The organism is uncultured Amphritea sp., from assembly GCF_937127095.1.
GTDB lineage: Bacteria > Pseudomonadota > Gammaproteobacteria > Pseudomonadales > Balneatricaceae > Amphritea.
Map to the genome: position 1 here is coordinate 93732 of NZ_CAKZLP010000077.1, position 20442 is coordinate 114173.

At 49.9% G+C, this 20442-nt stretch carries 27 protein-coding genes and 2 tRNA genes; 12 read left to right on the forward strand and 17 right to left on the reverse strand.

Annotated features, from left to right (window positions below):
- The 5 genes from Q0499_RS19860 to Q0499_RS19880 form a co-directional block, all read right to left on the reverse strand.
- A tRNA-Cys gene (locus tag Q0499_RS19860) sits at positions 1–74 on the reverse strand.
- A 57-nt stretch (positions 75–131) separates the two neighbouring features.
- A tRNA-Gly gene (locus tag Q0499_RS19865) sits at positions 132–207 on the reverse strand.
- A gap of 112 nt (positions 208–319) precedes the next feature.
- Positions 320–868, reverse strand: a complete 549-nt coding sequence (gene pgsA, locus Q0499_RS19870) for a CDP-diacylglycerol--glycerol-3-phosphate 3-phosphatidyltransferase (RefSeq protein ID WP_299203361.1) — start codon at positions 866–868, stop codon at positions 320–322.
- Positions 869–923: 55 nt separating this feature from the next.
- Positions 924–2900 (reverse strand): excinuclease ABC subunit UvrC, encoded by a 1977-nt coding sequence (gene uvrC / locus Q0499_RS19875; RefSeq protein ID WP_299203364.1) that lies wholly within the window; start codon positions 2898–2900, stop codon positions 924–926.
- 25 nt (positions 2901–2925) lie between these two features.
- Positions 2926–3240 (reverse strand): excinuclease ABC subunit C, encoded by a 315-nt coding sequence (locus Q0499_RS19880; protein ID WP_299203367.1) that lies wholly within the window; start codon positions 3238–3240, stop codon positions 2926–2928.
- Between the two features lie 83 nt (positions 3241–3323).
- On the opposite strand from Q0499_RS19880, the gene Q0499_RS19885 reads away from it, so the two are divergent.
- A complete protein-coding gene (locus Q0499_RS19885; RefSeq protein WP_299203371.1) occupies positions 3324–4319 on the forward strand; it encodes a DUF1853 family protein in 996 nt (331 codons plus the stop codon).
- Between the two features lie 92 nt (positions 4320–4411).
- On the opposite strand, the gene Q0499_RS19890 is transcribed toward Q0499_RS19885, so the two are convergent.
- Together Q0499_RS19890 and Q0499_RS19895 are read right to left on the reverse strand one after the other, a co-directional pair.
- Positions 4412–4555: a hypothetical protein gene (locus tag Q0499_RS19890; protein ID WP_299203374.1), complete on the reverse strand. Its 144-nt coding sequence runs from the start codon at positions 4553–4555 to the stop codon at positions 4412–4414.
- Positions 4556–4758: 203 nt separating this feature from the next.
- Positions 4759–5622: an NAD(P)-dependent oxidoreductase gene (locus tag Q0499_RS19895; protein ID WP_299203377.1), complete on the reverse strand. Its 864-nt coding sequence runs from the start codon at positions 5620–5622 to the stop codon at positions 4759–4761.
- Between the two features lie 98 nt (positions 5623–5720).
- Here Q0499_RS19895 and Q0499_RS19900 point away from each other — a divergent pair, with 98 nt between their 5' ends.
- Complete coding sequence (locus tag Q0499_RS19900) at positions 5721–6251, forward strand: TlpA disulfide reductase family protein (protein ID WP_299203379.1); 531 nt, start codon at positions 5721–5723, stop codon at positions 6249–6251.
- Positions 6252–6328: 77 nt separating this feature from the next.
- Here Q0499_RS19900 and Q0499_RS19905 read toward each other — a convergent pair whose 3' ends face one another.
- The gene (locus tag Q0499_RS19905) at positions 6329–7510 is read right to left on the reverse strand and encodes an alanine--glyoxylate aminotransferase family protein (RefSeq protein WP_299203381.1); all 1182 of its coding nucleotides are present in this window, start codon (positions 7508–7510) and stop codon (positions 6329–6331) included.
- Between the two features lie 58 nt (positions 7511–7568).
- Complete coding sequence (mtnN, locus tag Q0499_RS19910) at positions 7569–8327, reverse strand: 5'-methylthioadenosine/S-adenosylhomocysteine nucleosidase (RefSeq protein WP_299203382.1); 759 nt, start codon at positions 8325–8327, stop codon at positions 7569–7571.
- Positions 8328–8395: 68 nt separating this feature from the next.
- Here mtnN and Q0499_RS19915 point away from each other — a divergent pair, with 68 nt between their 5' ends.
- Positions 8396–8572 carry a hypothetical protein gene (locus Q0499_RS19915; protein WP_299203384.1) on the forward strand — a complete coding sequence of 59 codons (177 nt, stop codon included), beginning with the start codon at positions 8396–8398 and terminating at the stop codon, positions 8570–8572.
- Here Q0499_RS19915 and Q0499_RS19920 read toward each other — a convergent pair.
- Positions 8551–9321, reverse strand: coding sequence for a pseudouridine synthase (locus Q0499_RS19920; RefSeq protein ID WP_299203386.1), 771 nt, complete (start codon positions 9319–9321; stop codon positions 8551–8553). The genes Q0499_RS19915 and Q0499_RS19920 overlap by 22 nt on opposite strands.
- 200 nt (positions 9322–9521) lie before the next feature.
- Here Q0499_RS19920 and Q0499_RS19925 point away from each other — a divergent pair, with 200 nt between their 5' ends.
- The 8 genes from Q0499_RS19925 to Q0499_RS19960 all read left to right on the forward strand — a co-directional run bounded on the left by Q0499_RS19925 (position 9522) and on the right by Q0499_RS19960 (position 14014).
- Complete coding sequence (locus Q0499_RS19925; protein WP_299203388.1) at positions 9522–10205, forward strand: Bax inhibitor-1/YccA family protein; 684 nt, start codon at positions 9522–9524, stop codon at positions 10203–10205.
- A 93-nt stretch (positions 10206–10298) separates the two neighbouring features.
- Positions 10299–10691 carry a sulfurtransferase complex subunit TusD gene (gene tusD / locus Q0499_RS19930; RefSeq protein ID WP_299203391.1) on the forward strand — a complete coding sequence of 131 codons (393 nt, stop codon included), beginning with the start codon at positions 10299–10301 and terminating at the stop codon, positions 10689–10691.
- A gap of 2 nt (positions 10692–10693) precedes the next feature.
- Positions 10694–11062, forward strand: coding sequence for a sulfurtransferase complex subunit TusC (gene tusC, locus Q0499_RS19935; RefSeq protein ID WP_299203393.1), 369 nt, complete (start codon positions 10694–10696; stop codon positions 11060–11062).
- Between the two features lie 2 nt (positions 11063–11064).
- Positions 11065–11358 (forward strand): sulfurtransferase complex subunit TusB, encoded by a 294-nt coding sequence (gene tusB / locus Q0499_RS19940; protein WP_299203395.1) that lies wholly within the window; start codon positions 11065–11067, stop codon positions 11356–11358.
- Position 11359: 1 nt separating this feature from the next.
- On the forward strand, positions 11360–11695 hold the full coding sequence (locus Q0499_RS19945; RefSeq protein ID WP_299203397.1) for a TusE/DsrC/DsvC family sulfur relay protein: 336 nt from the start codon (positions 11360–11362) through the stop codon (positions 11693–11695).
- A gap of 13 nt (positions 11696–11708) precedes the next feature.
- Complete coding sequence (locus Q0499_RS19950) at positions 11709–12641, forward strand: NAD(P)-dependent oxidoreductase (RefSeq protein ID WP_299203399.1); 933 nt, start codon at positions 11709–11711, stop codon at positions 12639–12641.
- A gap of 27 nt (positions 12642–12668) precedes the next feature.
- Positions 12669–13445, forward strand: a complete 777-nt coding sequence (otnI, locus tag Q0499_RS19955; RefSeq protein WP_299203401.1) for a 2-oxo-tetronate isomerase — start codon at positions 12669–12671, stop codon at positions 13443–13445.
- 11 nt (positions 13446–13456) lie between these two features.
- Positions 13457–14014 (forward strand): chemotaxis protein CheW, encoded by a 558-nt coding sequence (locus Q0499_RS19960; RefSeq protein ID WP_299203403.1) that lies wholly within the window; start codon positions 13457–13459, stop codon positions 14012–14014.
- 156 nt (positions 14015–14170) lie between these two features.
- Here the strand turns inward: Q0499_RS19960 and Q0499_RS19965 are convergent, their stop codons facing one another.
- Together Q0499_RS19965 and Q0499_RS19970 are read right to left on the reverse strand one after the other, a co-directional pair.
- Positions 14171–14566: a coiled coil domain-containing protein gene (locus Q0499_RS19965; RefSeq protein ID WP_299203405.1), complete on the reverse strand. Its 396-nt coding sequence runs from the start codon at positions 14564–14566 to the stop codon at positions 14171–14173.
- A 14-nt stretch (positions 14567–14580) separates the two neighbouring features.
- Positions 14581–14991 (reverse strand): DUF302 domain-containing protein, encoded by a 411-nt coding sequence (locus tag Q0499_RS19970; RefSeq protein ID WP_299203407.1) that lies wholly within the window; start codon positions 14989–14991, stop codon positions 14581–14583.
- A 373-nt stretch (positions 14992–15364) separates the two neighbouring features.
- Here Q0499_RS19970 and Q0499_RS19975 point away from each other — a divergent pair, with 373 nt between their 5' ends.
- The gene (locus Q0499_RS19975) at positions 15365–16354 is read left to right on the forward strand and encodes a PHB depolymerase family esterase (protein ID WP_299203409.1); all 990 of its coding nucleotides are present in this window, start codon (positions 15365–15367) and stop codon (positions 16352–16354) included.
- Between the two features lie 54 nt (positions 16355–16408).
- On the opposite strand, the gene Q0499_RS19980 is transcribed toward Q0499_RS19975, so the two are convergent.
- The 5 genes from Q0499_RS19980 to Q0499_RS20000 all read right to left on the reverse strand — a co-directional run bounded on the left by Q0499_RS19980 (position 16409) and on the right by Q0499_RS20000 (position 20376).
- Positions 16409–16813 (reverse strand): secondary thiamine-phosphate synthase enzyme YjbQ, encoded by a 405-nt coding sequence (locus Q0499_RS19980; RefSeq protein ID WP_299203411.1) that lies wholly within the window; start codon positions 16811–16813, stop codon positions 16409–16411.
- Between the two features lie 78 nt (positions 16814–16891).
- Positions 16892–17992 carry a malate dehydrogenase gene (locus Q0499_RS19985; protein WP_299203413.1) on the reverse strand — a complete coding sequence of 367 codons (1101 nt, stop codon included), beginning with the start codon at positions 17990–17992 and terminating at the stop codon, positions 16892–16894.
- 324 nt (positions 17993–18316) lie between these two features.
- Complete coding sequence (locus tag Q0499_RS19990; RefSeq protein ID WP_299203415.1) at positions 18317–19225, reverse strand: radical SAM protein; 909 nt, start codon at positions 19223–19225, stop codon at positions 18317–18319.
- Between the two features lie 2 nt (positions 19226–19227).
- Positions 19228–20010 carry a TatD family hydrolase gene (locus Q0499_RS19995; RefSeq protein WP_299203416.1) on the reverse strand — a complete coding sequence of 261 codons (783 nt, stop codon included), beginning with the start codon at positions 20008–20010 and terminating at the stop codon, positions 19228–19230.
- Positions 20011–20025: 15 nt separating this feature from the next.
- Positions 20026–20376, reverse strand: coding sequence for a PilZ domain-containing protein (locus tag Q0499_RS20000; RefSeq protein ID WP_299203419.1), 351 nt, complete (start codon positions 20374–20376; stop codon positions 20026–20028).
- Positions 20377–20442 lie beyond the last annotated feature (66 nt).

Below are 20442 nucleotides of genomic sequence, written 5' to 3' on the forward strand. Positions count from 1 at the left end.
TGGAGGCGCGGGTCGGAATCGAACCGGCGTTCACGGAGTTGCAGTCCGCTGCATGACCACTCTGCCACCGCGCCTAAAGGTAAACCATAATTACCAAACAATCTTATTAAGCGGTTAGGCTGGCATAAGATTGGAGCGGAATATCGGGCTCGAACCGACGACCTGAACCTTGGCAAGGTTCCGCTCTACCAACTGAGCTAATTCCGCATGCTTCCTAAGAAGTGGTGCGTATTATAGACAGCTCACCTTTTATGTCAACAACTTTTCAGTCAGAGAAAAGTGCAATCAGATTAATAAGTTAGAACTGTATAACGATTGATCAGATATCGTCTGTCAGGTCTGGCCAGGCGGCTTTCAGGTAAACATACATCGACCAGAGCGTCAGTACTGACGCCACATACAGCGCGCCGATACCAATCCAGGAGAACAGCGTAAAAGGCACCGCACCCAGCATGATAAAAATCGACAACATCTGTAATGTTGTTTTTAATTTACCCACATAAGATACGGCAATATTTGCCCGTTTCCCAAGTTCAGCCATCCACTCTCGCAGTGCGGAGATCACAATCTCGCGGCTGATTATGACTATCGCAGGCGCAGTAATCCAGAAAACTGAATAGGTATCAACCAATAGCACCAACGCAGTCGCTACCATCAACTTATCGGCAACTGGATCAAGAAACGCGCCAAACGGTGAGGTTTGATCCAGCTTCCGCGCCAGATAACCATCAAACCAATCAGTGACAGCCGCCAGCGCAAAGACCAGGGCTGCAGCCATCGGCCCCCACGCATACGGGAGATAATAGATCAATACAAAGACAGGAATCAGAACAATGCGTAGCAGTGTCAGGATATTAGGTATTTTCATCGACGCTCGGGTTTCCTGTTACGAGGGGACAAAGTTGGCAGAACGGCCACTGCCATTAAGGGTCAGGATGCAGGGTAGCATAAATATCTTCGGCAATTTTGCGGCTTATAGTAGAGACTTTTCCAATTTCTTCAATACTTGCGGTTTCAATCGATTGTACGCTGCCAAAATGTTTCAGCAATTCACGCCGCCGTTTCGGGCCGACACCCGGGATACCCTCCAGGGATGATTTGCGCCGGGCTTTGCCGCGTCTTGCCCGGTGACCGGTGATGGCAAAACGGTGGGCTTCATCCCGTATATGCTGAATCAGGTGCAGCGCAGGCGAGTCTGACCGTAATGCAACCTCAGCCCCGCAATCACCCATGATCAGCGTTTCCAGCCCAGCTTTACGGTCACTCCCTTTCGCCACACCGACAATCAGCACCTCTTCTATCTGCAGTTCAGCCAGCACCTCAACCGCCTGAGCAACCTGCCCTTTACCCCCATCAATCAGCAGTATATCCGGCAACTTGCCCTCGCCTTTTTTCAGTCGGGTATAGCGCCGCGTAAGTGCCTGATGCATCGCGGCATAATCATCACCACCGGTAATGCCTTCAATATTAAAATGGCGATAGTCCGACTTCAACGGGCCATTTCGATCAAAGACAACACAGGACGCAACGGTAGCCTCACCGGAACTGTGGCTGATATCAAAACATTCCATCCGCTGCGGTATCGCATCCAGCTGCAATGCGTCCTGCAGCGCCAGGTAGCGATTATAGACATTCTGCTTGCTGGCCAGATGACTTTGCAGATTCTGTTCTGCATTGGTCTGCGCCAGCCGTTGCCAGCCTGCTTTGTCGGAGCGCACTTTGTGCACCAGAGTGACTTTACGACCGCTGCGCTGACTCAGGGCTTCTTCCAGCACCTCCCGGTCAGCCGCTTCTTCAATGGTTATCAGTACTGGCGGGATCTCCCGACCACTCGCCAGATACCACTGGGCAATAAATGCGGATAGCAACTCTTGCGGGGTTTCTTCGATACTGAAACGCGGATGATAGACTTTACTGCCGATGATCCGGCCACCGCGAACAAACAGCATATGCATACAGACAGCACCGGATTGCTGAGCGCAACCGATAACATCCGCATCGCCACTCTGACCACTAACATGCTGTTGCTCCTGCACCTGCTGCAAGCTGGATATCTGGTCCCGATAGATCACAGCATCTTCAAAGTTAAGCGCCTGAGATGCCTGATCCATCTGCTCTGCCAGCTCATCCATGATGGTGCTGTTTTTTCCTTCCAGAAACATCATCGCATGGCGGATATCGGTTTGATAAACCTCAGGCGTAGGTATGCCAACACAGGGGGCGCTGCAACGTTTTATCTGATATTGCAGACAGGGGCGTGAGCGGTTTTTGAAAAAACTCTCTTCACACTGACGAATACGAAACACTTTCTGCATGATCGTCAGACTGTCGCGCACCGCTCCGCTGCTGGGAAATGGACCGAAATAACGCCCCTTTTGCCGCTTGGCACCCCGGTGAAAACGTACTGCAGGGTACTCCTGTTCGGTGGAGACAAAGATGTAAGGGTAGGATTTATCGTCGCGCAGCAGGATATTATAGGGCGGGCGATTGGTTTTTATCAGATTTTGTTCCAGCAACAGCGCTTCTGTTTCGCTGTTGGTCACCGTCACCTGTATATCCGCTATACGACTGACCAGCGCCTGAGTCTTAATGTTAAGCCCCGTGGGGCGGAAATAACTGCTGACCCGGTTTTTCAGGTTTTTAGCCTTGCCAACATAGAGAATTTCGCCGCTGCTGTTAAACATCTGATAGATGCCGGGCCTGCGGGTCAGACGGGAGAGAAAGCTCTTACTGTCAAATGCAGAGGCGCTATTCTGCTGCTCCTGCTTGTTCAGCGCAGCCAGAGAATCCTGGCTATTAGCATCGGGTTGCTGAGCATCAAGCTCCTGAGTATCAAGCTCACGGGCATCCTGATGCTGCGCTTCGCAGCTGGAAAGATCATTATTCTGAGTATCATTCATGCGCCTATTCTAACTGTGCGCCCTTCTAATCCTCAAGGATATTCAATAGCTTATTGGCATCCATATGGTAGTGAGTCGCTTCTGAATGAATTTTCTCCAGCTGTTTACGGGTGCCGTCTGAGATGCCCGCACCACGGGAAAGGCTAACTTCCAGATAAACGCTGATCTCGGCGTAATAATAGAGTCTGGCATTGAAACTCAATGCACGCTTGAGTTTAGACAGCGAGATCATGGCACCATTAAGCATGATGGTATTGATGTCAGAATCGCTCATTAGCGGGTGACGGTCTTTCTCATTAGCTGAAAGGTGAAGTTCATTCGCGCGGGTATTTGGTGCCATGAGACATCCTGGTAAAAGTAGAGTAGAGTTAAAAATTACCTATTACTTTATGAGCTTTTCACATTAATGTGAATATATGATTTATGAGCAGAACGATCAGCCATAATTCAGAGCACCTTTCCGACCCGGATGCTGCTCAGACAGAGACATCTGAATCCGGGAACCTTGTACCTGAAAGCCTTGAGTCAGGCATGATTTATGATGAGGAGATTGTCCGGGATCTGCACTGGCTGATCTATAGCCCCTCGCTAATGTCCCTGTCAGAAAGTGAATCTTCCGACTGGCTTTTCAGTGCCTCAATGATCGATCAGCGTCTCGCCAAACTGGACAAAAAACCACAGATTTTAATCAGTGATTTGCGTCAACAGGCACAGTTCAGACTCGGATATTACTTCGAAGACTTGGTTAGACTCTATATTAATATATTCATACAACCAGTTGATTTTAAATACAACATTCAGGTTTCAAGGGATAAGACTACCGTCGGCGAATATGACTTTCTTATGGCGCTGAACGATGGCATAAAGATCCATCTCGAAGCTGCAGTGAAGTTTTATCTGTGCACATCAGAGGACCCTAATCACTGTTCACTCGATAGTTTTATCGGCCCTAATCGCTCCGACAGACTGAGTCGAAAATGGCAGCGCCTCACCGAACATCAGCTACGGCTATCAAAAACCGATGCCGGTAAAGCGCAGGCGATGGCCCTCGGTTTGCTGCCGGATCAACACTCGCTGCTGTTACGCGGTTATCTGTTTTACCCCTTCAGAGCATGGCAAGATTATCAGCCCCCTGCTCCCATTAATGCCGACCATCTGCGGGGATGGTGGATCAGAGTTGCTGAGGCTGAGTCACTGGGAACTCACTATCAGTATGTTGTACTCATGAAACCACGCTGGCTGGCTCTGGCACGCTGCTGTTTTCAGGAAACCCTTTCCGCCGCTGAACTGATTGAGGCAACCGACAGTATAACCACGCCGATGCTGATTGCGCGGCTCTCATTGAATGAAATAACCGGCGCCTGGTGCGAATGCGACCGGGGCTTTATCGTACCGGATAACTGGAACGTACACACCTGAACATCCCCGGCTTTGCCCACTGAACGCCAGCTAGCCCGGACAGCGGGCACAAAAAAAGCAGCTCAGGGCTGCTCTTTCAGAAAAGATGCTTATCACTCAGCGCGCTGAGCTGCTTTAGCTGCGTCTTTTGCTATGCACTTACGCAGGTAGTGAATTGCTACGAAGGTACCAACAACCATCGCGGCAACAATTATCATGCTGGGTGCAAAAGAGATCATAGTGTATTTATCGGCCATAGAACTGTCCTCATTTGTAACCGTAATGCTTAAATACGGATAATTTATGTGGTTATATCTGTTTTAGTTATAAGGCGCGATTATAGAGCATCCATCCGCAGGCACAATAGCCTAAAAGATGTATTAGAAAATTTCAGGCAGGCTCCGGGGTTCGCAAAGCCTGCTTTTGAAAAGCAGTCGCCAGAGCCTGTTGTCAGTGCGGACTAAGAATCGAGTCGTTTAACCAGACTGGAGGTATCCCAGCGATTGCCGCCCATCTTCTGCACTTCAGCATAGAACTGATCAACCAGCGCTGTTACCGGAAGCTGAGCACCGTTACTGCGTGCTTCATCAAGAGTAATTTTAAGGTCTTTGCGCATCCAGTCGACGGCAAAACCAAAATCAAACTGTTCATCAATCATTGTCTGGTGGCGATTAATCATCTGCCATGACCCGGCAGCACCGTGTTGAATAACGTCAAACACAGCGGCAGCATCCAGCCCGGCCTGCTTGGCAAAATGAACGCCCTCTGCCAACCCCTGAACCAATCCGGCAATACAGATCTGATTCACCATTTTTGCCAACTGGCCACTGCCAGCCGGCCCCAGCAGTTTGGCGGATTTGGCATAGCAATCAATCACCGGTGCGGCTTTGTCAAACACCGCCTCATCACCACCAATCATGATGCTGAGAACACCATTCTCGGCACCCGCCTGCCCCCCTGATACCGGCGCATCCAGAAAGCAAAGGCCTTTATCGGCTGCGATTACTGCGAGTTCACGGGCCACCTCTGCAGAGGCAGTGGTGTGATCAACCAGAGTCGCTCCCTGAGCCATGCTGCTGAAAACACCCTGGGTGCCTGTTACAACCTGACGCAGGTCGTCATCGTTGCCGACGCAGCTAAACACAATCTCAGCATTACGCGCGGCTTCAGCGGGAGTGATCGCCCGGGCTCCCTTATATTCCTGGCACCATTTATCAGCTTTAGCTGTAGTACGGTTATATACAGTGACATCATGTCCGGCGTTTGCCAGATGGCCTGCCATCGGATAGCCCATCACTCCCAGGCCGATAAATGCAACTTTCATAGGTTTTCTTCTCCACCCTAAGGCTGACTATTGTTATGATCAGATTATTCTATGCTAATGATATATATTCAAACACCTCTATTTTTCAGGGTTATATAATGCAATCTGTTAAAACCACTCAGGGACCAGCAAAACTTTTTATCCAATTACTGCTGGTGCTGCTGTGCAGTTTTTCAACCGCTGCCCTGGCATCAGACTCGCTCTATGAAAAACTTCAGGTGACTGATCTTGAGGGTAATAGTGTCGATCTGAGCCAATATAAGGGGGGAATGGTGCTGCTAAACTTCTGGGCAACCTGGTGCCCTCCCTGCGTCAAGGAGATGCCTTCGCTGCAACGTTTGCAACAGCAGTTCGACCCAAACGAGTTCAGGGTAGTCTTGATCAACCTGGGTCAGCAAGCGTCAACGGTTAACGGTTTTTTAGAGGAGCAAACCTTCGGCTTTAACCTGCCCGTCTACCTTGATGACAAAGGTAAAGCGTTTACAGAGCTGGGGATTGATGGCATGCCTTCAAGCTATCTGTTGAATAGTGAAGGCTATCCGATTGAAGTTATTAAGGGGTCCCGTGAGTGGGATCACCCTGGAAATATCGAAGCGGTAGAGCAGTTGATTAACCGTCCGAAAACCTGACACTAAAACAACAGCTTGCCCGCTGTTTCTAACCACGGGCAAGCGCAGCATCCGGCCCCCGGACTTCTGCTTTTACATCACGCCGCGTTATAGACAGCTTCCGCTGCAGCAATCGCTTTACCGGTAGCGATATTTGCCCCCATAGCAGAGAGTGTATTTTCCAATGCACTGAGACAGAACAGGACATTCTTCTTGTTGCAAGCCGCCCCCATCAGACCGATACGCCAGACTTTGCCTGCCAGCGCGCCAAGACCCGCGCCGATCTCGAGACTGTAGTCGGCCAGCAAACGGTTACGCACTTCAGCTTCATCAATGCCTTCAGGAACAAACACCGAATTAAGCTGCGGTAACCGATAAGGCTCTTCTACCAGAAAGCCGATACCCATCGCTTCCAGACCATCCCGCAGTGCGTTGTGATGATGGCGGTGACGCGCCCAGGCATTCTCAAGGCCCTCCTCTTCCAGCATCACCAGCGATTCATGGAAGGCATACAGGGCGTTGACTGGCGCGGTATGGTGGTAGGCACGCTTAGCACCGCCACCCCAGTAACCCATCACCAGTTTCTGATCAAGGAACCAGCTGGGTGTGCGACTTTCACGCTTCTCAATTACCTCAATCGCCCGCTTATTAAAGCTGATCGGCGAGATGCCCGGTGGGCAGGAAAGACACTTCTGCGTGCCGGAATAAACGGCATCAATACCCCAGCCATCAACATCCAGCTCACTGCCACCCAGTGATGTGACAGTATCAACTATCGTCAGCGCGCCATATTTCTGAGCGATCTGGCACAGGATTTTAGCATCAGACAGCACCCCGGTTGAGGTTTCCGCATGAACAAACGCCAGCAGTTTAATCCCGTCATTCTCAGCAAAAGCCGCTTCTACTTTGGCGGGATCAACCGGCTTACCCCAGTCGTCCTCAACCATAATGGCGATACCACCGAAGCGTTCGACATTTTCTTTCATCCGCCCGCCGAAGACGCCGTTCTGACAGACAATCACTTTGTCGCCTGGCTCAACCAGGTTAACGAAGCAGGCTTCCATACCCGCAGAACCCGGTGCAGAGATCGGCATGGTCAGCGGGCTTTGAGTTTTGAACGCGGACTGTAGCATCTGTTTGATCTCGTCCATCATACGGATAAACTCAGGATCAAGGTGGCCGATAGTCGGCCGGGACAGTGCCGCCAGAACCCGTGGGTTAACATCGGAAGGGCCCGGCCCCATCAGCGTTCGCTGTGGTGGATAAAAAGATGTCGTCATTTTCTTTCCGTTGATCTTTATCGTTATAATTACTGAATCTGAATACTGTGCGGGCTAATCAGGCCGCTTCATCAGCGATGGTTTGTACAATCGCCATCACCATCTCAGCGGAGTGTTTAGCTGCCACCACCAGAAACTGATCAAATGATAGATTGGATTCTTTGCCGGCGATATCAGACAGCGCCCGGATAACAATGAATGGCACATCAAACTGATAACAGGTTTGCGCAATGGCGGCGGCTTCCATCTCAACTGCTTTCATCGTTGGAAAATGTTCACGGGTTTTGGCAACCCGCTCAGGACAGTTCATAAAGGAATCACCGGTGGCAATCAGCCCTTTTACCGTTTTGATCCCCTCCATGCGAGAGACGCAGCGCTGCGCCACGTCCCCAAGAAAGTTGTCAGGTATGAAGGCAGCAGGCAAGCCAGGCACCTGGCCATGCTCATAACCAAACACGGTGACATCCACATCGTGATGACGGACTTCAGTAGAGATCACTACATCCCCTACTTCAAGTTCAGTGGCAAAACCGCCAGCAGACCCGGTATTGATCACACAGGTAGGCTGAAACTCCTGCAGCATCAGCGTAGTGCCGATGGCAGCATTCACTTTACCAATACCGGATTTCAGCAGTACAACCTGTACTCCATGCATCGTTCCGGTGTAGAGGCTATAGCCGGCAATCGTGTGCTCCTGACGCTCCTCCATAGATTGTTTCAGCAGTTCGACCTCTTCATCCATGGCGCCGATAATACCGATTTTAAGCTGATCAGACTGAGCGCTCAGGCGCTCAGCAAAGGAGGTGTTGTTGGTCATTCAGGTGATTCCATCACGGCTAGAGTAAAGTTATTTCGTTGACCGTTAAGGATACGGAAATTACACCGGTGGACAATAGTAAAAAGGCAGAAAAAGACAATAAAACCATCAGTTTTATTCGAGATGAACGGCGTGCAGGCTACCTGGCAGATGATTTAGCCCATATAACGAAAATATGGGCAGGCTATCGACTATTGACAGATTACTGGAAGGATCAAGTGATTCAGTCCGAACGGCCTGGCTGAACCTCATCGATCGCTTCTGCTGCAGGATAAAGCCCCTGCCAGCCGAACTCTGCAAACAACTGGTCAACCCAGGGTGAAACCGGGGCATTGATCTCAATCGGCTGTTCAGTAAAAGGGTGAATAAATTCCAGCTTAGTCGCCATCAGCAGCAGACGGTCCAGGCCAAAATGGCCTCTGAACAGTGAGTTATGCTTGCCATCGCCGTGTTGAGTATCGCCTACGAGGGGGTGAAATATATGTTTCAGGTGACGACGAATCTGATGTTTGCGTCCAGTCTTAGGTTTTACTTCTACCAGAGAGTAGCGGGCTGCAGGATATTTACCCACCGGGATTGGCAGCTCAACAGTACCCAGTCGACGGTATTCGCTAACAGCGTCTTTTGCGGGCTTATTCGGGTTTGCGTTTTTATCTGCGACTTTATCGATAATCTCTTTCAGCGGGTAATCAATCACCCCCTGCTCTTCTGTATATCCACGACAGACACAAAGATAGGTTTTCTGCACCCGGCGCTCAGCAAAACAGATATTGAGTTTGTTTGCGGCTTCAGAGGTTTTAGCAAAGATCAGCACCCCGGACGTGGGCCGGTCAAGACGATGCACTGTATAGGCTTTAATCCCCATCTGCTCGCGAATCAACGCAATTGCATTGGTCGCACGACGCTCTATCGGGCTTGGATGTACTAATAATCCGGCCGGTTTGTCGATAGCGAAATAGTATTCATCTTCAAAAAGAATATTGATGGGGTACATCGTTGCGGTTTACCTGGGTCATTTAAGCCGCGCAGCTTACCAATAAATCCTCTGATTGCCTATGAACCTAACTAAGATGATCCGGTCATACTTATTAAGACGTAATACCTGTATGGTTGAAATGCTGATAAAAACCTATATATATAGGGTATCCGATAAACTTAAATGGCACCTAACGCCTTAATTTCCAGAGGGATAAGATGCGTAATATCGACACAATGACGGCGACGCGTTCAGAGCAATCTGTACTATCGACCAATAAGGTGATTCGTAACACCTATATGCTACTTGCGATGACACTGGTATTCAGTGCGGTAACCGCTGGTATCTCCATGGCGATTAACCCACCGTTCATCGTCTACTTAGGCAGTATTATTGTCAGTTTTGTGATGATATTTATCCTCAATAAGATGCAAAACAGCGTCTGGGCTCTGCCAATGACCTTCGCCTTTACCGGTTTGATGGGTTTTGGTCTTGGCCCTATTCTGAACCACTACCTGGCAATGGCCAATGGTGGACAGATCGTCATGACAGCAATGGGTATGACCGCAGCGACCTTTCTCGGTTTATCTGCTTATGTACTGACTAGCAAAAAAGACTTCAGCTTTATGGGCGGCTTCCTTGCGGCAGGCTCCATGGTTCTGCTGATCGCAATGGTTGCTCTGTTTGTTCTGCCGATGATGGGCGTTAATATCGGTGCGATGCATCTGGCATTCTCTGCTGGCGTTGTGTTGCTGATGTCTGGTTTTATTCTCTACGACACCAGTAATATTGTTAACGGCACCTACACCAACTACATCATGGCGACTGTTAGCCTTTACCTGAACATCTACAACCTTCTGATACACCTGCTAAGCCTGGTAGGCTTCCTTAACGAAGACTAAGGATTTTAGTTTTCACCTACTGAAAACAACACACAAAGCCCTGCAATCCTGATAAGATTGCAGGGCTTTTTAGTTTACAGAAATCAATACATTATGATTTTTTCAATCGTTGTTACCGGAGCCCCCTATAGCTCCCAGGCTTCTGCCAGCGCGCTGCAATTTAGCAGAAGCGTGTTAAAACTCGGACACACGATTCATCGGGTGTTTTTTTATGCGGATGGAGTCCACAGCGGTTCGGCTCTGGCAGCTCCACCTCAGGATGAGGCCAATATTCCGTCGGAATGGACTGCGCTCGCCTGCGAGCACGACCTGGATCTGGTGGTCTGTATCGCTGCAGCCGTGAGACGTGGGGTTCTGGACGAAAATGAGGCCCGTCGTTATGAGAAAAGCGGCCACAATCTAAGCCCCGACTTTACCCTTTCAGGGCTGGGACAGCTGGTTGAAGCAGGCATCCTCTCTGACCGTGTTGTGACCTTTGGAGCCTGATAATGAGTGATACAAAAAAATCATTTCTGATTATCAACCGCAAAGCGCCCTACGGTAGCAGTGCCGCCCGGGACGCCCTTGATGTTGCCCTGACGATCTCCGTGTTTGAGCAGCCGCTCAGCCTGCTATTTATGGATGATGCGGTACTGCAGCTATTACCTGCGCACAACGCTGCTGCGATTGGCCAGAAGAACCTGTCGGCAAACCTGTCTATGCTGGAGATGTATGATATCGACCAGCTCTATGTCTGCCAGCGTGCACTTGAACAGCGCGGTATCCGACCCGACGATATCGAATTAAATATTATTCTGCTGGACCAGAGTGGCATCGCCGCGCTGATCAAAAAGCAGGACCAGGTTTTGAGCTTCTGATTATGACACTTCACCTGATTAACAAAACCCCGTCAGAGAGCAGCGCTCTGCGTGACAGCCTCTCCGCTGTCAGCAATGGTGATGCCCTGCTGCTGATCGAAAACGGCGTATACGCGGCAATGCCAGCCTATGCAGAACTGTTTACCCGGCTTCCCGGTAGCGTGCAGTGTTACCTGCTCGAAGATGATGCAATTGCCCGTGGGCTGAAAGATCTCAATCAGGATTTTCGTGCCATCGGTTATGACGGTTTTGTCGAGTTAAGTTGCCGCTACGGTAAAGTGGTGAGCTGGTTCTGAGATGGATAATCTAACGGTAAATGGTGTAATAATTCCCGTTGATAACGAAGGTTACCTGCGCAACCTTGATGACTGGGCCCCTGCTGTTGCTGAGCAACTGGCGCAGCAGGAAGGTATTCAGCTAAGCGATGCTCACTGGGAAATTCTGGCGGTGCTGCGGCAGTTCTACCAGCAGTTTGAGATGTCTCCGGCGATGCGCCCGCTGATTAAAGCGATCACCGCCGAACTGGGCGCCGACAAAGGTAAGAGTATCTATCTGATGTCCCTGTTCCCCGGCAGCCCGGCCAAGCTCGCCAGTAAAATTGCAGGCCTGCCTAAACCCACCAACTGCTTGTAACGGAGTATTTTCGATGAAAATCGCTTTTCTCGGAATAGGTCTGATGGGCCGTCCAATGGCCGTTAACCTGCTCAATGCCGGTTATCATTTGACGCTGTGGAACCGCACCCTCAGCAAAGCGCAAACGCTTTCCGATAATGGCGCCAGGGTTGCGCCGACACCCGCTGAAGCGATTGCGGATGCCGACATCATCATCACCATGCTGGAAAATGGTCCGATTGTTGACCAGGTGCTGTTCAGTAAGGATACGCCTGTCCGATATAAGACCGGCAGTACCGTCATTGATATGAGTTCTGTTCCTCCCGGGCTGGCCAAACAACACTACGCCCGCTTTAAGAATATCGGTGTAGACTATCTGGATGCACCGGTATCCGGTGGAACGGTGGGTGCTGAGCAGCGATCACTGGCAATTATGGCCGGTGGCGACAAAGCGGTATTTGACCGCTGCCAGACACTGTTCAGTGCACTTGGCAAAGCAACCTATATCGGCCCTGCGGGGTCGGGCCAGTTAGCAAAATGCGCCAATCAGGCAATTGTAGGCATCACTATCGGCGCGGTTGCAGAAGCCCTGTTGCTGGCAGCTGAGGGCGGTGCTGACCCTGCCGCCGTGCGTGAAGCGCTGCTGGGCGGCTTTGCCAGCAGCCGGATTCTTGAGTTGCACGGTCAGCGGATGATTGATCGTGAATTTAACCCCGGCGCAACTGCCCGTGTTCAGCTGAAAGACCTGAGGACCATTCTGGATACCGCGAAGGCGGAACAGCTTAGTCTGCCACTGGTACAGCAAACCTGTGACCAGTATCAGCAGCTGGTGAACAAAGGCTTTGAAGAGGTTGATCACAGCGGCTTATTGTTGCAACTGGAGATGCTTAACCATAATCGTACACTGAACGATAAACCGACCGCCTCTCCCTACGAGCTGTCTGACGTGCTATCTGATCACTCATAATCAAGATCATTAACCAGGAGGCACGCCATGCCTGATTTTGCCGTTAATCTGAGTATGCTGTTCACCGAGGTGCCATTACCGGAGCGCTTTGCCGCCGCTGCAGAGCATGGGTTTAGCAAGGTCGAAATTCAGTTTCCCTACGAACTGCCCGCCGCCCAGATTGCTAGCCTGCTGACAGAGAATCAACAGCAACTGGTACTTCTGAATGCCCCTGCTGGCAACTGGCAATCCGGCGACCGTGGTATCGCCTGCCATCCGCATCGAGTTGATGAGTTTCGTCAGGGAGTCGCGCTCGCAATCGAATATGCAAAAATACTAAACTGCAATAATATCAATATATTGTCAGGTATACTTCCTGAAGATTGTGACTATGATTTGGCTGAAAAAACCTTTATCGATAATCTGCGATTCTGTGCTAAAGCATGCGCAAAAGCCGATATTCAACTGCTGGCGGAAGCGATCAATACCCAGGATATTCCGGGTTTTTTCCTCAATAACAGCGCCCAGGCGTTTGCGCTCTTTAAGGCCGTCGCTCACCCCAATATTAAGCTGCAATACGATATCTATCATATGCAGATCATGGAGGGTAACCTGATTCAAACGCTAAGAAATCATCTGGATAACATTGGCCATATACAGTTTGCCGATGTCCCCGGAAGACATGAACCACAAACTGGGGAGCTAAACTTCAGCAATATTTTTAAAGCCCTGGATGATATGGGATACTCCGGTATAACAAGTCTTGAATATAACCCCTCCGTCAGCACGACTGAAAGTCTTCGCTGGCTGAAACAGATAGCATAAGAGAGCAACCTATGGGTCTTGAAGACGCAGCTAAACAACTACAGCAGATTCAGGCAGAGCTTAGCTCGAATGTTTACGAGCAGCATAAAAAAAGTGGCGAAACTCAGGAGGCTTACCGAAAATGGGCGACCTTTTCGATTGCAGATGAGCTATACGCTATCGATGTTATGCAAGTTAAAGAGGTTCTGCGTTTTACCGATATAACGCCGGTCCCCGGCGCACCGGATGGTATTCTCGGAATCATTAACCTGCGCGGTAGTGTCGTGACGGTTGTCAGCTCCCGTACGCTGTTTAAGCTGGAAGATACTGAGATCGACCATAACACCCGTATCGTCGTGGTTGAGTTTGATGACCAGGAAGTGCTCGGCATTCTGGTTGACGGTGTTGATGAGGTGCTTAACCTGCCGGAAAGTGAGACAGAAAGAGCGCCGGGCGTTATGCGCGAAGATAGCCAACGGCAGTTTGTTCAGGGTGTTTGTTACCGCGAAGAGCAGCTTATTATTCTGCTCGATCTTGACCGAATGCTGGCGGGTTTTAAAAATTCACTGTTAGAACAACAGCAGTCCTGAGACGCTCAGTGCTGGCCATACAAGGCTGTCATCCCCTCCATCAGGCACCCTGTGTCTGCAGCGTTAATGCTGCAGACATTGTGTTTAAATAGCCGGCTTATCGATTCAGAACATACACTTGCGGCCTTAGTCAAAGGTTTCACAGTTTACAAGCGCTTATTTAAATCGTGAGCTGGCTGACTTCAGCGCAGTGCTAATCGAACCCCACGCACTGTCCATACCTGTTTTAAGATCCTCCCATGCATCGTCACCCGCATTCTTAAGCTCATCAAGCTTATTTCTGGCTGAGGCTTGCATTGTTTTCAACTCTTCAAGCTGCTTATAGTATTCAAGCTGAACATCGGCACCTGCGTTATCTGCTTTTGCCTTTAGCTTGTTAATATCGGCGCTCATTTCATCCAGATGCGCCTGTAATTTCTGCTGATAAAGTTCTTTCTTACTCATTACCTTTCCCCATTTTTGATATTGATTGATATTCAGAATGATTGTCAGCGGAATAGCCTTATGAGATTTATCATCAGCGGCCAGAGCTGCGTAGTTAGCTTTGTCCACTGAACAAAGCAGACTCAGGCCGGCAATTGCTCATTCTCTACTTTGAGGCTCGCACAGACATTCTGCAGTAAACCTAACACCTCATTGCCCAGTGCATGTACTTCCGGCTTGTCGACCAGCTGCAACACCGCCGATGGATTCATAAACGCGATCGTTACGCTGCCATCTTCATCTTCGCGCACAACCACGTTACAGGGCAGAAGCAAACCGACATCAGGTTCAGCTTCTATCGCTTGATGAGCAAGCGCGGGATTGCAGGCACCGAGTATTCGATAGGGTCGATGATCAATATTGAGCTTTTCTTTTAAGGTCGCCTGAACGTCGATATCGCTGAGCACACCAAAGCCCTCTTTTTTTAAAGCCCCGATGACTTTGCTGACGGCAGTATCAAAGGGTAGCTCTAGCTGTATACTGAATCCGTACATAAATAAACTCCTTTCACGGGACAACATGGAATCCGTTACAGGTGATAAGCACCTTCCCAGTGGGATTAGACTGATCAATGGCTTGTCCATTATTTATACATCCCGCTTTTTTCAGTGTCTGTGCGCAATCGCACAAAGCCTGTTTATCGCACGGTTCATTTCTAACCAAAATGCCCCAGGCCTGAGCACCTCTGTTCGTTAACGAACAGAATTTATACTTTATATACCGTATGATCATCAGAGGGATTTTATAATGCCCACTGTTATAGATTTATGAGGGCTGATCAGCGTCTCGGGCTTTCGCCGCATGCCTGAGAAAATAAGAACCTTAACACTCGGTTTTTCGGGATAATGCCTGCCACAAAAGGACCACATGATAACCACTATAATGAATCCATTTACCTCTATGACAGAGAGTAAACCTTCAATAGATAGCCTGTCGGAGCTGATCGGATTCGGAGCCAATCCGGGGGCTTTGCGGGGGTGGACCTACATACCGGAGGAGTTGCCTGAGAATGCACCTCTGGTCGTTGTGCTACATGGCTGCTACCAGACTGCGGCGGAGTATAACCACGGGTCAGGCTGGTCAGAGCTTGCCGACCGGCATGGGTTTGCAGTGCTGTTCCCCGAGCAGCAACGTTCGAATAATTGGTTACTCAGTTTCAACTGGTTTGAGCCGGGTGACAACAGTCGCGGCGTGGGTGAGCCGCTCTCCATCCTGAATATGATTGAGCAGGTTGTCAGCGATCATACCATCGATCGACAGCGCATCTTTATCACCGGCTTGTCTGCGGGCGGCGCCATGACCTCAATCATGCTTGCAACCTGCCCGGATGTGTTTGCCGGAGGGGCCATCATTGCCGGAATGCCATACGGTTGTGCTGACACATTTCCAGCAGCCTATAGCAGCATGCAGGGCTGGCCCGGCGGCCCAACATCACAGCAGCTTGCAGCCAGGCTGCAGGAAGCCTCAGACTATGACGGTCGCTGGCCAACAGTATCAATCTGGCACGGCAGCAACGATAGCACTGTAGACCCCTTGAACGCCGAAGCGATCCTTAAACAGTGGCTTAGCCTTTACAACCTGCCGGATGAGCCAAGCCTCACTGATGTCATCGATGGGTATCCCCGACGGGTCTGGAACGATGCCGCCGGTCATGAGCAGGTAGAGGAATACAGCATTACCGGGATGGGCCATGGTACCCCGATTAAAACGGGCGGCGACTACGGCTGTGGCGCGAGTGGCGAGTATATGCTCGATGTCGATATCTCCTCTACCCGCCATATTGCAGCCTTCTGGGGTTTGACCACGCGCGCCAGTGAAGCTGATGATAGCGAAGAACCAATACAGGTCGATGGATAACCCTGAGCAGATCACACCGCTAGATCTGTTTACATCGTTTTAGTCCGAAAGCACCTAAGCGATATGTACGGCAATTGATCTTACCTGGCGACTGTGACGATGTTCCCAGCAATAGATCCCCTGCCAGGTTCCTAGCATCAAGCTGCCATTTTTAACCGGTATCGACAACGTGGTTGCGGTCAGCGCTGCTTTGATATGTGCTGGCATGTCATCCCGGCCTTCAAACGTATGGGTATAGAGCGGGTCGCCTTCGGGTACCAGCCGATTAAGCCAGTTTTCCAGATCATGCTGAGCACTGGGATCAGCATTTTCCTGAATCGTCAAACTGGCACTGGTATGCTGAATCAGCAAACTGCACAGGCCTTCCTGCACAGCACTTATATCAAGCAAGCGTCTGACTTTATCCGTAAATTCATATAACCCCTGGCCACGGGTGTTAACGGTAATTATCTCCACCATCGATATTTGTCCATCATAAAAAAGCCCCGCCGGGATAACTCAGGCAGGGCTTTAATTGTTTGTGTCAAAACTCTGCGATCAGAGTACCCGGTTGTTATTCAGGAACTTACTTTCCTGACTTGGCCCTGTGCCATCCGCATACAGAGTCACGCCGGACTTCAGGCAGATAGTCAGATTCATATGCGATTCCTCAGTCTCTTTCGGCAGAAGGTGTTCAACAACCGCTTTCTCTTCAAGTAACTCGAGTTCAGTAGCGGTGAGCTGCTTACGGCTGAAATCACTGATATCAAGACCATGAACGATCTGATAGCGACCATAGTTACAGCGCACCGGAAAGGAGAAGAAAACCCCCTTCTCGATACCATAGCTGCCATCACTCAATATACCCATACTGACAATCTCACCCGGATCAGTACCCTGTGTCCAGTTGTGCATCTGATCAACAATCGCCTGAGCCGCTGATGCAGCACTGGATAAGCCTCGTGCTTTAATAATTTCACTGCCCCGCTCCTGTACCCGGGGAATAAACTCATCCCGATACCAGGCGGTATCGATCTGCCCCATCGCAGGCTGTCCAAACACTGTGGCATGGTGCAGGTCAGGATATTGGGTTGGAGAGTGGTTACCCCAGATAATAATATTCTGAATATCCCGGGCAGTAACACCACACTGGCTGGCCAGCATACCTTTGGCACGGTTATGATCCAGCCGTGTCAGACAGGTAAACTGCGATGGGCTCAGTTTTGGCGCATTACGACTGGCGATCAGTGCATTGGTATTGGCAGGGTTACCGGTAATGAGTACTTTAACATCACGGTTGGCAAAATCATTCAGTGCCTTACCCTGACGGGCGAAAATCTCCGCGTTGACTTCCAACAGATCGCTACGTTCCATACCCGGCCCGCGGGGACGGGCACCGACCAGCAACGCATAATGACAGTTGCTAAAGCCATCTTCGACGTTATCGTGCAGGGTGATCGTGTGCAACAACGGGTAAGCACAATCTTCGAGTTCCATCGCGACACCGCGAAGTGCTTCCATTGCTTCAGGAATTTCAATCAACTGAAGAATAACCGGCTGATCACGACCCATCATCTCACCGGCTGCAATTTTAAATAGCAGATTATAACTAATCGCCCCCGCTGCCCCAGTGACAGCAATCCGTACAGGTCTTCTCATGACTTATTACCTTTTGTTGTATTCTTATGAGAGATAACATCTTAGACAAAAGTATAAAGCAAAGAATTTCTGATGTAACTACTACTCAATGAGGATGGGTGATAACAGATAAGTATAGGGTTAGATGAGGTCGCAGCCTGGATATCAGATCACTTATGCCAACCACTGACTGAGATATAAAACGGCTAAAGCGATACATAATCTTCAGGTAACGACTGGTTTTCGAATGCGAACGATATGTAAACTTTTCGCATGATTTAATACCGCTAAGACAGTTGTAGAGGTATTTGAAAGTTCGCGTGAATGACCGATACGGAAAGCGCTTTACAGACCGCGCTGATAGTCCTGCCGCAGAAACACTCTGTCCGGCGTCTCTATCGCGGTACGCAACTGCTGCAGCATCGATTCCAGATCACGGTTAAGTACGCCTTTTAAAACTAAAAAGTTTGAAGCATGATCGCTGCGAAAAAGGGTCTTCTCCAGGGTCAGATTTGACAGAAATAGCTCCATCTCCTGAAATAACTGGCGCTGGTTCAACGGGATAAAATCACCACCGAACCCTCCAGCGACCCGGGTATTGCCCCGACGGGAAAACAACACCAGCGTTGCGAGGTAATCCGGCTGGACGGCATTTACCAGTCGCGCAGAGGCCAGCGCATGCTGTTCACTCATACGGGTACCTCCCAAACCATTGATCAGCATCACTGAGGTTTTAATCCCTGCCTGTTTTGCTTTCAGCAAGCCATCACGGGTGGTTTCAAAGGTCTCGCCTTTATCGATACAGCGCAGCACCTCATCATCGCCACTTTCGGCCCCGACATAGATCAGCTTCAGGCCAAGCTCACGTAACGCCCGAAGCTCTTCGACAGTTTTATGCTTAAGATTGGCAGGTAGTGCATAAGTTGACACCCGGGTCACGCCTGGGAGATACGTTTGTATCGCTTCGAGAATGGTTTTCAAACGCCGGAATGACAACACCATCGGATCGCCATCACCCAGAAACACCCGCCTGATACCGGGCATCTGCTGTCCGCAACGCTTAATTTCTTCAAGTAACAGGGCTTCGTCTTTCGGTTTGAATTTTTTCTGCGGATCAATATACATTTCGCAGAAGGTACAGCGGTTCCAGCTGCAACCATTGGTGACCTGGAGAATAAGAGAGTTTGCTTCACTCGGTGGGCGAAATACCGGCTCGATATAACTGACTGGAGGGGCAACCGGAGGCCGACTCATTGTCAGCCGCTAACCGCTTTAGGAAACATGCGGTCAAAATTGGCACTGGTTATCTCGGCAACCTCTTCAATGCGAAGCCCTTTGATATCCGCAACACACTGGGCGACTTCAACAACATATTGAGGTTCATTTGACTTGCCACGATAGGGTATCGGAGCCAGATAGGGTGAGTCGGTTTCAATCAACAGATTTTCAATCGGCACCTGACGAACCACCTCTCTCAGTTCGGCTGCATTTCGGAAGGTTATAATCCCGGAAAAAGAGATCATGTAGTTGAGTTCCAATGCTTCACTGGCCATCTGCCAGTTCTCGGTAAAGCAGTGTAATACCCCGCCCACCACAGGATCGGCATGCTGGCGCAGCAAACTGATAGTATCTTCACGGGCGTCGCGGGTATGCACAATAACCGGTAACCGGGACTGCGCCGATGCTTGCAGATGGCGAATAAAGCTTTCTTGCTGCCGCTCAATGGTATCTTTCTGATAATAGTAATCCAGCCCCGACTCACCCAGCGCGATTATTTTCGGGTCTGCTGCATACTCAAGCAGGGTGGATATTTCAGGGATACCTTCGGTAACATGAAGCGGATGCACGCCCGCCGAGGCATAAACGTTATCGAAGCGGTTAACCGTTGCCAGCATGCCGGGAAGCTTTTCCATGTCGATGGCAACACACAGCATACGGGAAACATTGCGGGCCGCTGCATCATCCATGACAGCCTGTAGGTCATTATTTCGGCCAGAAAGGTCCAGCCTATCGAGATGACAGTGTGAATCTACAAACATGAGGGTAACTCGGAATTACATCGTATTAGTGCGTCTGCCAGAATTTCGCAATGTCGCAATATAGGTTTCAATCTTGGAGATCAGTGTTGCATCATCCTGAGACAGTTGAATACCGATACCGGGGATGCGTCCACCCTGAGCCGCTCTTGGGGTTACCCAGACAACTTTACCTGTGACCGGAATTTTATCATCCTCATCAATCAGGCTCAGCAGCATAAAAACCTCTTCGCCAAGCTGATAGGTTCGGGTAGTCGGAATGAACAACCCGCCATTTTTGATAAATGGCATAAAGGATTTATAGAGATCTTCCTTGGTCTCAATTGCCAGGGATAGAATCCCATGACTCATTCGGGGTACAACTGACATAGGCCGTATAGCCTCCCTAGTGCAAATTTCATCCTGATTCAGACTGTCTATATATTACTATTGCTT